The 12,509-nt window shown below is 69.2% G+C and carries 8 protein-coding genes; 5 read left to right on the top strand and 3 right to left on the bottom strand.

Translation table 11 applies throughout. The features are described 5' to 3' along the window. Positions 1–442 precede the first annotated feature (442 nt). From LFT45_RS03625 to LFT45_RS03610, 4 genes are all read left to right on the top strand, one after another. On the top strand, positions 443–1,126 hold the full coding sequence (locus tag LFT45_RS03625) for a DUF4232 domain-containing protein (protein WP_236806691.1): 684 nt from the start codon (positions 443–445) through the stop codon (positions 1,124–1,126). A 159-nt stretch (positions 1,127–1,285) separates the two neighbouring features. Continuing rightward, on the top strand, positions 1,286–2,776 hold the full coding sequence (locus LFT45_RS03620) for an FAD-dependent oxidoreductase (RefSeq protein ID WP_236806689.1): 1,491 nt from the start codon (positions 1,286–1,288) through the stop codon (positions 2,774–2,776). Between the two features lie 51 nt (positions 2,777–2,827). Beyond that, on the top strand, positions 2,828–7,960 hold the full coding sequence (locus tag LFT45_RS03615; RefSeq protein ID WP_236806687.1) for an Lhr family ATP-dependent helicase: 5,133 nt from the start codon (positions 2,828–2,830) through the stop codon (positions 7,958–7,960). Continuing rightward, on the top strand, positions 7,953–8,885 hold the full coding sequence (locus LFT45_RS03610; RefSeq protein ID WP_236806679.1) for an Fpg/Nei family DNA glycosylase: 933 nt from the start codon (positions 7,953–7,955) through the stop codon (positions 8,883–8,885). The genes LFT45_RS03615 and LFT45_RS03610 overlap by 8 nt, the downstream gene beginning before the upstream one ends. Here LFT45_RS03610 and yczE read toward each other — a convergent pair. Continuing rightward, entirely contained in the window at positions 8,855–9,517 is a 663-nt protein-coding gene (yczE, locus tag LFT45_RS03605; protein ID WP_236806676.1) for a membrane protein YczE, read from the bottom strand. The two genes, LFT45_RS03610 and yczE, sit on opposite strands and share 31 nt — an antisense overlap. Positions 9,518–9,577: 60 nt before the next feature. Between yczE and yczR the strand changes: the two genes are divergently transcribed. Continuing rightward, entirely contained in the window at positions 9,578–11,059 is a 1,482-nt protein-coding gene (gene yczR / locus LFT45_RS03600) for a MocR-like transcription factor YczR (protein ID WP_236806674.1), read from the top strand. 18 nt (positions 11,060–11,077) lie between these two features. On the opposite strand, the gene LFT45_RS03595 is transcribed toward yczR, so the two are convergent. Together LFT45_RS03595 and LFT45_RS03590 are read right to left on the bottom strand one after the other, a co-directional pair. After that, positions 11,078–11,770 carry an SRPBCC family protein gene (locus tag LFT45_RS03595; RefSeq protein ID WP_236806672.1) on the bottom strand — a complete coding sequence of 231 codons (693 nt, stop codon included), beginning with the start codon at positions 11,768–11,770 and terminating at the stop codon, positions 11,078–11,080. Then, the gene (locus tag LFT45_RS03590) at positions 11,763–12,392 is read right to left on the bottom strand and encodes a winged helix-turn-helix domain-containing protein (RefSeq protein WP_236806670.1); all 630 of its coding nucleotides are present in this window, start codon (positions 12,390–12,392) and stop codon (positions 11,763–11,765) included. The genes LFT45_RS03595 and LFT45_RS03590 overlap by 8 nt, the downstream gene beginning before the upstream one ends. Positions 12,393–12,509: the final 117 nt, after the last annotated feature.

Genomic DNA, 12,509 nt, shown 5'->3' with positions numbered 1-12,509 from the left:
GAAACCAATGACTGATGCGCCTCTTCAGGAACGTCCGTAGCGGCGTTGCCGCGGACGAGTGCCGAGCTGTCTCCCCGCAACCCTGCGCAACCCCCGTTGCCGGGGACACTTCTGGCACGGGAGTGATGATGGACCGGGGCCAGACTGCGAGCGGTGTTTCCTTGTCGGCATTCCTTGCGGGGGTGGATTCCTGCAAGGGAAAAAGACAAGCGAGACCAAGATCATTTTGGCACACCGAAAACTGCAGATCAACGCAACCTCGGCCGCGGAATCAGGTTATTTTGCGCTACCGAGCGGCTTTATCGTTGCATCAGCATCGGCGGGAGCCCACCTGGACCGAATAAACGAAGCCTGTTCCGAAGATGTCACAATCCGGGCATCAAATCAGAGTCCCCGCCGCGCCTTCGTTGACTCCGGCAGGAACGCCCGCAAGGTTAGAGCCATGAGGCCTCAGCGAATCACCAACGGACTGATATGCACGACGGCGGCTGCCGCACTGGCGCTGCTGCTCACCGCCTGCGGACCAAGCCAGCCCGCCCCCCAGGGCACCACGGAACCGGCAACCGGCTCAACCACCCCTAGCACGCAGGCAGCCCCCGAAACGTCCGCACCGCCGTCGTCCTCTTCTTCGGCCTCCCAATCGCAGCCTGCTTCGCCAACTGCAACTTCTTCGAGTCCAGAGGCACCGCAGTCCACCGCCGCCGGCGCCCAGCTGTGCAAGGCCTCAGGACTGAAAGCCACCACGGATGCCACGGGCGGGGGTGCCGCCGGCAGCGTCTACATGGAGCTGATCCTCACCAACACCGGCAACGCTTCATGCCACCTGAAAGGGTTCGCGGGCGTGTCCCTGACCACCGGACCGAACGGGCAGCCGATCGGGGCCCCGGCCCAACGCGACACCTCCGCCGCTGTCGGGGACGTTCTACTCGCCCCCGGGAAAGCAGGCACCGCGGTGCTCCGCTACACGCAGGCGGGGAATTACCCGGACTGCACCAAGACCCCTGCCGCCGGATTCCGCATCTACCCGCCGGAGGACACGGCATCATTGTTCGTGGCCCGGCCCTCGGATGCCTGCAGTAACGCCTCCATCGAGCTCCTGACCATCGGTGCATTCCAGGCACGCTAAGGCAAAGTTTGCCCCAAGCAACCTGTCCTGGTCCAAGCCTGTTCCGGCCCCAACTTCGTAAGTACACTTACGATTACGTCGGGGTCCCCGCTGCTAGCGCCGGACCTGTTCCGGGAACGCCCCGCGACAAAGACGCAGGCCAAAGGCAGGTTGAGACACGTGACGTCACTCTGGTTGGACCGCACGGACACTTTCACCGGCGACCCGTTCACACCCGGCGAGTCCTATGACACCGTGGTGGTGGGCGCCGGCCTGACCGGCCTGACCACGGCCCTTTTACTGGCCCGCTCGGGACAGAACGTGCTTGTCCTGGAAGCGCGCGGCCTGGGCGCCGTGGCCACCGGCAACACCACGGCCAAGGTCACGCTGCTGCAGGGCACCGTGCTCTCATCCCTCCGGCAGCAGTACCCCCAGAAACTGGTGGACGCCTACGTGGCCGGCAACCGGGAGGGGCAGGCATGGCTGCTGCGGTACCTGGAGCAGCGCGGCGTGCCGTTCCAGGTGCGCGACGCATACACGTACGCCGCCACCCAGCAGGGCACGGAAGCAGTCCGGGCGGAGCTCACAGCGGCCCTCGCCGCCGACCTGGAGGTGGACTACGTCCGGGATGCGGGCCTGCCGTTCCCTATCCGGGGAGCCGTACTCCTCCGCGGGCAGGCCCAGATCAACCCCATGGATGTGCTCACCGCGCTGGCAGAAGACGTCCGGGGCCACGGCGGCAGGATCGTCACCGGTGTGCGGGTGCGGAACGTCACCGGCACGGGGCCGTCAACCGTCCATGCTGACCGCGGATCGGTCCAGGCCGACTCGGTGGTGCTGGCCACGGGCACCCCCATCCTGAACCGCGGCCTGTATTTCGCCAAGCTCAAACCGAACCGCTCCTATGCCGCAGCCCTGGAGCTCGCAGGAAACGCGACGCCGCCGGAGGGCATGTACATCTCCGTGGAACAGCCCGTGCGCTCCATCAGGGACTACCCGGCGGACGGCAAGAATCTTCTGCTGGTGGGCGGCAACGGGCACCCCGTCGGAAAGGCCGGCTCGGAGAAGGAACACCTGGAGAACGTCCTGTCATGGGCACAGCAGCACTTCCCCGGTGCCACTGTCACCCACACGTGGTCCGCGCAGGATTACCAGGCCACCAACCTCATGCCGTTCTTCGGCAAGCTCCCCCGCGGCCGCGGGCGCATCTTCTTCGGCACCGGCTACAACAAGTGGGGCATGACCAACGCGGTGGCCGCGTCCCTGGGCATCGCCGCGGACATCCTCGGAGGCCAACTGCCATGGGCCAACACCATCCACCGCCGGGTCACATCACCTCCGGGCGCGGCCTCGGCCGTGACCCTCAACGCGGGGGTGGCCGCCACACTGGCCAAGGACTGGGGCAGGCTGCAAAAGCTGCCTCCCTCGAACGGCACCGTGCCCGAAGAGGGCACCGGCACCGTGGCGATGCGCGAACGGAAGCCCGTGGCAACGTCCACCGTCAACGGAACGACGTGCAGCCTGTCCGCGGTCTGCACGCACCTGGGCGGAATCCTGCACTGGAACGACAACGAAAAGTCCTGGGACTGCCCGCTGCACGGCTCCCGGTTCAGCAGCGACGGCCAGGTCCTGGAGGGGCCGGCCACCCGCGACCTTCCTCCGGCCGGGTAGGGCATCCCTGATGCTTCTGTTGGTGTCGGTGCCGTGAGGCATGATGGAGGCATGCAGTCGCAGGAGCCCGCCGGCACAGCCGCCGGCACAGCCGCCGGGGACTCGATGGGCCAGTTCAGCCGGCCCACCAGGGAGTGGTTCCTCGGCGCGTTTTCCGAGCCCACCCCCGCCCAGCAGGGGGCTTGGAACGCGATTTCGTCCGGTTCGCACGCCCTTGTTGTTGCGCCCACCGGCTCAGGTAAAACCTTGGCCGCATTCCTCTGGGCCCTGGACCGGCTCCTGGTGTCCGGGCCGGCTGCACCCGACGCTGCCGTGCCTGATGCTGCCGTGCCTGATGCTGCCGTGCCTGATGCTGCGGTGCTGCCGGGACTCGAAGAACCGCCAGCCGGCGCCAAGACCAAGCAGTCCAGGGCACGGAAGCCCAAGCGGAAAACCCGCGTACTGTATATCTCCCCGCTCAAGGCGCTTGGCGTCGACGTCGAACGCAACCTCCGCGCCCCGCTGATCGGCATCACGCAGACCGCCAAGCGGCTGGACCTGCCGGCTCCCCTGATCACCGTCGGGGTCCGGTCCGGCGACACCCCCGCCTCGGACCGCCGCGCCCTGCTCAGCACCCCGCCGGACATTCTGATCACCACCCCCGAGTCCCTCTTCCTGATGCTCACGTCCAAGGCCCGGGAAACACTCAGCGAGGTGGACACCGTCATCGTGGACGAGGTCCACGCCGTGGCCGGCACCAAGCGCGGGGCGCATCTTGCCGTGTCGTTGGAGCGGCTGGACGCCCTGCTCCCCGCGCCGGCGCAGCGGATCGGGCTGTCCGCCACGGTCGAACCGCGGGAACTGGTGGCCCAGTTCCTGGCCGGTTCCGCCCCGGTGGAGATCGTGGCCCCGCCCTCGCGGAAGAACTGGGACCTCACGGTGTCCGTCCCCGTGGAGGACATGTCCGATCTGCAGGGGGCCGCGGGAGCCTTCGATTCCGGGCCGGCCTCCGGGCTGCAGCCGCAGGCCTCGATCTGGCCCCATGTGGAGGAAAAGATCGTGGACCTGGTGCTGGCCAACCAGTCCACCATCGTCTTCGCCAACTCACGTCGGCTGGCGGAACGCCTGACCGCGCGGCTCAACGAAATCCACGCTGAACGCCAACTCCTGACAGTGGGCGGAGGCTGGGAGGATCCCGCCCCGTCCGCACCCGGAGGCGTGCCGGCGTCGACCGCCACGCCTGCCCATATGATGGCGCAGGCAGGAAGCACAGTCGGGGCAGAGCCGCTGCTGGCCCGGGCCCACCACGGCTCAGTGTCCAAGGACCAGCGTGCCCTGATCGAGGACGACCTCAAATCAGGCCGGCTGCGCTGCGTCGTGGCCACGTCTTCACTGGAGCTCGGCATCGACATGGGTGCCGTGGACCTCGTGGTGCAGGTCGAGTCCCCGCCCTCGGTGGCCAGCGGGCTGCAGCGCGTGGGCCGCGCCGGGCACCAAGTGGGCGAAATCTCCCAGGGCTACCTCTTCCCCAAGCACCGGGCCGACCTCGTGCATACGGCCATCACCGTTGAACGCATGCTGGACGGCAAGATCGAGCGGCTGAGCGTGCCAGCGAATCCCCTCGACATCCTGGCCCAGCAGACCGTCGCCGCCACCGCGCTGGGCAGCATCGACGTGGAGGAATGGTTCTCCACCGTCCGCCGCTCGGCGCCGTTCGCCACCCTCCCCCGGTCCGCCTTCGAGGCCACGCTGGACCTGCTGGCCGGGCGTTACCCCTCGGACGAATTCGCCGAGCTCCGGCCCCGGATCGTCTGGGACCGCAACGCCGGGACCATCGAGGGCAGGCCGGGAGCCCAGCGGCTGGCCGTCACCTCCGGCGGCACCATACCGGACCGCGGGCTGTTCGGCGTCTACATCATCGGCACGGAGACGGAGGGATCGGCCTCCCCCGCCGGCGCCGGTGACGGCAAGGGTTCGGGCACGGCTCCGGCCAAGGGAGGCCGGCGGGTCGGCGAGCTCGACGAGGAAATGGTCTACGAATCCCGCGTGGGTGACATCTTTGCGCTGGGTGCCACCAGCTGGAAGATCGAGGACATCACGCACGACCGCGTGCTCGTCTCGCCGGCCTTCGGCCAGCCCGGCAAGCTGCCCTTCTGGAAGGGCGACTCGCTGGGACGCCCGGTGGACCTGGGCCGCGCCCTTGGCGCGTTCGTCCGCGAACTGTCAGCGTCCGACGTCGGCCCTGCTACCGACCGCTGCAAGGCCAGCGGCCTTGACGACTTCGCCGCGAACAACCTCCTGCAGTACCTGTCCGAACAGAAGCTGGCCACGGAGGTGGTCCCGAGCGACACGACGCTCGTGGTGGAACGCTTCCACGACGAACTCGGCGACTGGCGGGTCATCCTGCACAGCCCGTTTGGCATGCCGGTCCATGCCCCGTGGGCCCTGGCCGTGGGCCAGCGGCTGCACCAGCGGTACGGCCTGGACGGGTCGGCCATGGCCGCCGACGACGGCATCGTGCTCCGCGTGCCCATGATGGAGGACGAGCCTCCGGGGGCCGAGCTGTTCCTGTTTGACCCCGAGGAGCTGGAACAGATTGTCACCGCCGAGGTGGGCGGCAGTGCCCTGTTCGCCTCCCGGTTCCGCGAGTGTGCCGCGCGTGCCCTGCTGCTGCCCCGGCAGACACCCGGGAAGCGGCAGCCGCTGTGGCAGCAGCGCCAGCGGTCCGCCCAGCTGCTGGACGTCGCCCGGAAATACCCGTCGTTCCCGATCGTGCTGGAAACCGTCCGCGAATGCCTGCAGGATGTGTACGACCTGCCGGCGCTGAAGGATATCGCCGCCTCGGTTGAACGGCGCGAGCTCCGGATCGTCCAGACCACCACCCAGCAGCCGTCCCCGTTCGCCAAGTCCCTGCTGTTCGGCTACGTGGCACAGTTCCTCTACGAGGGCGATTCCCCGCTCGCCGAACGGCGGGCGGCCGCACTGGCGCTCGACTCCACGCTGCTCAACGAACTCCTGGGGCGCGTGGAATTGCGCGAGCTCCTGGACGCCAGGGTCATCGACCAGACCGAACGCGAGCTGCAGCGTCTTGCCCCCGACCGCAAAGTCCGCGGCGTGGAGGGCGTGGCCGATCTGCTCCGCCTGCTGGGCCCCCTGAACCCCGAGGAAGTTGCAGCGCGGCTCACCCCGCCGGACGCGGGGGCCCAAACCGAAGCCCCGCTGGTTGAGCCCGCCGAAACCAGGCCCGCCGAAACCGAAGCCCCGCTGGTTGAGCCCGCCGAAACCAGGCCCGCCGAAACCACGATTGCCGAAGCCGCCGCCCACCTCGCGGCCCTCCAACGGGCCAACCGGGCCATCAAGGTGACTGTCGCCGGCGTCGAACGCTTCGCCGCGGTGGAAGACGCGGCCCGGCTTCGCGACGCCATCGGTGTCCCGCTGCCCATGGGTGTTCCCCTTGCCTTTATCGAGCCGGTGGCGGACCCCCTGGGCGACCTCGTCTCGCGCTATGCCCGCACCCACGGTCCGTTCACCGCCACCGAAGCTGCGGCCAGGCTGGGACTTGGTGCCGCCGTCGTCGGAACTGCCCTGAAACGGTTGGCCGCCGACGGCCGCGTGGTGGAAGGCGAGTTCCGGCCGCACGCCGATGCCCCCGCCAGTGAACGCCCGGCAGCCGCCGCTTCTGATACCGACGCCGGCCTTGACGCGGTGGCGGAAGCGGCGGCGGCGTCGGCCGTTGCCTCTGCCGCCGTGGCCCTGGCCGGCAGCGAATGGTGTGACGCGGAGGTCCTCCGCAAGCTCCGCCGCCGCTCGCTGGCCGCGCTGCGGGCCGAGGTGGAGCCAGTGGACATCACTGCCTACGGCCGGTTCCTGCCGGCCTGGCAGCACGTCCGCACCCCGGGCACGGGACGGGGGCAGCCGGCGCTGCGCGGACTCGACGGCATCATCACCGCGGTGGATCAGCTCTCCGGCGTGCCCATACCGGCCTCCGCCTGGGAACCGCTGGTGCTCGCCAGCCGCGTATCCAACTACCAGCCCGCCATGCTGGACGAACTCATGGCCGCCGGGGAGGTCCTCTGGTCAGGTGCCGGCTCGCTTCCGGGCAACGACGGCTGGATCAGCCTGCACCTCGCGGATTCGGTGGAACTCACGCTGAACCCTGCCCTGGAGTTTGAACCGGGCGACGCCCAGCGGCGGCTGCTGGACCACCTGCAGGCCAACGGAGGCGGCTACTTTTTCCGGCAGCTCACGGACATTGCCGGCGGCATGGATGCTGTGCTGGGCGACCAGGACGTCGTGTCCGCGATCTGGGATCTCGCCTGGGCCGGCCGGGTCACCGGGGACACGTTCGCCCCGGTCCGGTCCCTGATCGCCGGCGGCCACACGGCCCACCGGCAGGTTGCGCGCGCACCGCGGGCCAGGGCGCCCCGCCTCAGCCGGCTTGGACGGTCGCACGGGACCGGGCTGCTCGGCTCCCCGGGGCTGTCCGGCGGACGCTACGGCTCGGCCGGCGGCGCGGTCCCCACCCCGCCGCTCGCGGCCGGGCGCTGGTCGGCGCTTCCGACGCCCGAGCTCGACCCCACGGTCCACGCCCGCGCCACCGCCGAGCTGCTGCTGGACAGGTACGGCGTGGTCACCCGTGGATCCGTCATGGCCGAGAATATCCTGGGCGGCTTCGGGCTCATGTACAAGGTGCTGGCCCGGCTGGAGGAGGCCGGACGGTGCAGGCGGGGGTACTTCATCGAACATTTGGGGGCCGCCCAATTCGCCGTGCCCGCTACCGTCGACCGGCTGCGTTCGTACACCGAGGACGCCCAGCTGGCCAAGCCGGAACCCGTGGCACTGGCCCTGGCGGCAACAGATCCGGCCAACCCCTACGGCGCGGCCCTGTCGTGGCCTGCCGGCAACGTTGAAGCCGGCAGCGGGCACCGCCCCGGGCGGAAAGCCGGTGCGCTCGTCGTACTGGTCGACGGCGCGCTGGTGCTGTACGTCGAACGCGGAGGCAAGACGCTGCTGGTGTTCACGGAGGACGAATCGGTCCTCGCAGCCGCCGCCGGCGCCCTCGTGGACGTGGTGAAACGCGGTGCCGTGGACAAGCTTGTCATGGAAAAGGTCAACGGCCACGGTATCCTCGACACCCCTGCGGCATCGGCGCTGACGGCCGCCGGGGCCTATTCCACACCGAAGGGACTGAGGATCCGTGCCTGAAGGCGACTCCGTCTGGCGCGCCGCCGACCAGCTGCACGCTGCCCTCGCCGGCCAGAAGCTTCTCGCGTCCGACTTCCGGGTGCCCCGCTTCGCCACGCTGAACCTGGCCGGCTGGACCATGGAGGAGGTTATCCCCCGCGGCAAACACCTGCTGATGCGGCTGGTGGGACCGGCCGAGGAGCGGCTGACCATCCACTCGCACCTGAAGATGGAGGGCAGCTGGCAGGTCTACCCGCCCGGGGGCAGGTGGCGGAAGCCGGGATTCACGGCCCGGTGCGTGCTGCGCACGGCCGCAGCCGACGCCGTCGGATTTTCCCTGGGCCTGCTTGAGGTGATCAAGACCGGCGAAGAAGACAAGGCCGTGGGTTTCCTCGGCCCGGACCTGCTGGGCCCGGACTGGGACCCGGCCGAGGCCGAGCGCCGTGTGGCGGCCAGGCCCGACGTGCCGGTGGGGGTGGCGCTGCTTGACCAGAGCAACCTCGCGGGCATCGGGAACATCTACCGCTGCGAGGTGTGCTTCCTGGCCGGCATCCACCCGGCATCACCGGCGGCCGCGGTGAAGGACTGGCCCGCGATGTTTGCCGACGCCAAGCAGCTGCTCGAGGCCAACCTCGGGCCGGGCCGCCGGACCACCGTACTCAACGCCCGCGGAACTCCGGTGGGCCGTGCCGCCGGCCGGCCCGGCTACTGGGTGTACCGGCGTGAGCACCAGCCGTGTCTGCGCTGCCGGACGCCCATCCGCCACGCCGTGCTGGGGAAGAGCGTGCCGGGCAGAAGTGGTTCAGGAACTGGGGTGGCGGGCAGTCCCGGCAGCGCGACCACTGCCGTCACGGAAGAACGTGACATCTACTTCTGCCCCAAGTGCCAGCCGTTATTGGGCGGCCCCGACGCGCGTCAGGAAGCAGCGACCGGTTCCTCCGGCTGATCTTCGCGGTCCCCGGACTTTGCCTTGATGGGTTTGCCGCGGTCGGCCGGTTCCCGGGCCGGAACCAGGAAGTACGGCAGCAGGAGCTGCACCAGCGGGCCGATCGCCAGCGCGTAAACCACAGTGCCCACTCCCACCGAGCCGCCGAGAAGCCAGCCCGCGGCGAGCACCACCACCTCGATCAGCGTCCGGGACCAACGCACGGACCAGCCGGTGCGTTTGGCCAGGCCCGTCATGAGCCCGTCCCGGGCGCCGGGGCCGAAGCGGGCTCCGATGTAGCACGCGGAGGCGATGCCGTTGAGCACCACCGCACCACCAAGCATCGCGATCTGGCCGCCGAGGTGGGAGAACGCCGGGATCAGGGCGAGCCCAACATCGGCGAAGACCCCCACGAGGACGGCGTTGCAGAGCGTGCCGAAGCCCGGCCGCTGCCGCAGCGGGATCCACAGCAGCAGCACCAGGAAGCTGACGATGATGACCACCACGCCGATGCTCAGGCCCGTTTTGCCGGCAACGCCCTGGTGGAACACGTCCCAGGGGTCCAGTCCGAGCCCGGCCCGGATGAACAGGGCCAGCGAAATGCCGTACATGGCGAGGCCGGTGAAGAGCTGTACAAGTCTGCGGATCATCATTGAACCATCCTGAGGCACAACTGGCCTTGTTTTCCATGGCCAGTTTGAAATACTGGCCTCATGTCCGGATCACTCACACCCACCGCCCTCGCCCGTCTCCTGGGCCAGTGGCACCGCGGCAACGCACCCGCGTACCGTGAACTGGCCGACGTCGTGCGTCTTTTGGTCCTGGACGGCCGCATCCCGCTGGGCACCGCGCTGCCCAGCGAACGGACATTGTCCGCCACCCTTTCCGTCAGCCGCACCACGGTAACGGCAGCGTACGCGAGCCTGCGTGACCAGGGGTTCCTGAGCAGCGGCCAGGGCACGCGCGGGCGCACCTGCCTGCCGCCGACGGTCTACAGGGCAGGGCAGCAGCGGGACTCCCGCGCGGGCCTGTCGGGGGCGCCGGGCCTGGCCGTTCCCGACGGCGTCATCGACCTCGCGTACGCATCGCTCCCGGCCAGCGGCGAGGCGGTCCACCAGGCCTTCGCTGCCGCCCTCACGGAACTGCCTGCCCTGCTGCCCGGCTTCGGCTACGACGCCTTGGGCGTGCCGGCGCTTCGGGAGGCGATTGCCGGCCACTATGCCGACGCCGGCGTGCCCACCACGGCCGGGCAGATCCTGGTCACGTCCGGGGCGCAGCATGCGCTGAACATCGTGCTGCGAGCGCTGGTCGGCAAGCAGGACAAGGTCCTCGTGGAGCAGCCGACCTACCCGAACGCGCTCGACGCCATCCGTGCCACGGGCTGCCGCATCGTGCCCGTGCCCCTTCCGCCCGCCTCTGAGCGGGGCTGGGACCTGGACTCGGTCGAGTCCGCCCTGACGCTGCAGCGGCCCCGCATGTTCTACACGGTCCCGGATTTCCACAACCCCACCGGCCGGCTGATGCCCGACGGACAGCGCCGGCGGCTGGTCCGCGCCGCCGCGGCCTCAGGCACCGTCCTGGTGGTGGACGAGACGCTCCGTGAGCTGAATCTCGACGGCGGTACAACGGCGCCGCTCGCTTCCTTCAGTTCGTCCGTGGTGTCGATAGGATCGCTGAGCAAATCGCATTGGGCTGGCATGCGCACAGGCTGGATCCGCGCATCGGAGAGCCTGATACAGCGGTTCGCGGCCGTCCGGACCACGATGGATCTGGGCGGCCCGGTGGTGGAGCAGCTTGCGGCGGCCCATCTGGTGCGCAACCTGGCCGCTCCGCTGCCGGCCCGACTGTCCGCACTCCGGGACAACCGCTCCGCTCTGCTGGACCTGCTCAAGGTCCACCTGCCGCGGTGGGAGGCGGAGAGGCCCGACGGCGGCCTGGCCGTCTGGTGCCGGCTGCCGTCGCCCAGCAGCACGGCCCTGACCGTCATCGCCCCGGAACTCGGCATCCGCCTCGCTGCCGGTCCGCGCTTCGGCGTGGGCGGGGTGTTCGAGAACTTCCTTCGCATTCCGTTCACGCTGCCGCCGGAGCAGCTGGAGACGGCAGTCCTCGCGCTGCGTGCGGCCCAGGACAGGCTCGAGGCCGCCCCGCAGCTGAGGCGCTCACTCCGGGACTCCCCCGCCGCCGCCATCGCCTAACCTCGGGCGGCTAACGGCCTACGCGTAGACCTTCCCGAGGAACCCGCCCCAGGCTTCGGCAGTCGCTGCGGAATCGCCGCTGTCGCTGAAGTCGTGCACGGTCATGCCCACCGGTGCGCCGAACGCATTGCGGCCGAAGAAGCGGTAGAGGGCGTCCCCGGTCCGGAGGCCTAGGAAGTTCGCGTTGGAAAAGTCCACCTGCCCGGTGAGCCGCCCAACGCCGTCGACCTCCACATCAAAACTGTCGCCCTGCGACGCACTGTCCACGCCGAGCGCCTTCTTGAGCTGCGCAAAGCCGTCAGGCGTCTGCGAAGCGGCGGGCGCCTGGACATCCGTGAAAACCACGGGCTGGCCGTCGAAGTGCTTCAGGTACTGGCCCAGGGTGTGGAGGTAGAACTCCGTGTGCTTTCTGGCGCCGTCGTACTGCTGGTCCCAGTCGTCCGCGAAGATGCCGCTGTGGACGTAGTGGAGCCTGGCCCGGCCGCCGTCGACCGGCTCCAGTACATGCTCGAGCTGGTTGAACCAGCCGTCCGCACCGTCCATGCGCGACACCAGGTGGTGCGGATACTCCTCCACGGTCTTCACGTCCGGCCACTGGTCAGTCGGGAACATCCAGCCCGGCGTGCCCTTGGTGACGGCTTCCCAGACCCGCTCCGGGGTGCCGGGCAGCTCGGTGTCAAAAACAATTTCGAATTTCCGGTCGTCAGTCATTGTCCTGCCCCTTAGCTGGAATGATTTTGGTTGAGTCCTGTGTTTCCGGCTTGAGTGCCGGGTGAAGCGCGACGACGAGCCTGTGCTTCCGTCCGCCGGCGCCGGCGTGGTGGTACTTGTCCACGAGCCGGGTGACCGCCACGCCCAGATCCTCGGCGAACGCAGCCCGGTCGGCCGCGCTGCGGAAGGTGACTTCGCCGTCGATAGCGAACGTGGCCAGTGTCTGCCGCGCGGCGGCAGCACCGGCAATGAGCTTCCCCATTTCCTGGACCATGCGGCCGGCGAGCGCCAGCAGCAAGAAGGCCGAGAACCGGTCCGCGAAACGGCGCGGGTCCGGCGCCACCGACTGCAGCGCCACCGGGGAGATGAGGTAGGAGGCTGCGGTTGCCCGCAGTACGCGCTCGGTGACGTTGCCCTTGCGGCGCTCCTCCACCAGCTCCACGAGGCCGTGCCGCTCGAGTGCCTTGAGGTGGTAGTTCACCTTTTGCCGCGGCAGCCCAACCTTCGCGGCGAGCTGCGTGGCCGAGCCGGGCTCGGCCAGCTCCTGCAGGATGCGGGTCCGGATGGGGTCCAGCGAAGCCTCCGCCGCCGCCGGGTCCTCGATCACTTCGATGTCCAGCATGGTTCAAGTATCGTGACCGACAAATTTATTTGTCAAGAACTTTTTTCTCGTCCGTCGCCGTTTCGACGGTTCCCTGCAGGTTCGACGGCGGGGGTCGTCGTGTGCGCGGGGAACCGT

It is taken from the genome of Arthrobacter sp. FW305-BF8, from assembly GCF_021789315.1.
Classification (GTDB): domain Bacteria; phylum Actinomycetota; class Actinomycetes; order Actinomycetales; family Micrococcaceae; genus Arthrobacter.
This window is presented reverse-complemented; position numbering and strand designations above follow the sequence as displayed.

Coding starts and splice junctions, on each gene's coding strand:
- LFT45_RS03625 (WP_236806691.1), top strand. CDS start 443: ATGAGGCCTCAGCGAATCACCAACGGACTGATATGCACGACGGCGGCT.
- LFT45_RS03615 (WP_236806687.1), top strand. CDS start 2,828: ATGCAGTCGCAGGAGCCCGCCGGCACAGCCGCCGGCACAGCCGCCGGG.
- yczE (WP_236806676.1), bottom strand. CDS start 9,517: ATGATGATCCGCAGACTTGTACAGCTCTTCACCGGCCTCGCCATGTAC.
- yczR (WP_236806674.1), top strand. CDS start 9,578: ATGTCCGGATCACTCACACCCACCGCCCTCGCCCGTCTCCTGGGCCAG.
- LFT45_RS03595 (WP_236806672.1), bottom strand. CDS start 11,770: ATGACTGACGACCGGAAATTCGAAATTGTTTTTGACACCGAGCTGCCC.
- LFT45_RS03590 (WP_236806670.1), bottom strand. CDS start 12,392: ATGCTGGACATCGAAGTGATCGAGGACCCGGCGGCGGCGGAGGCTTCG.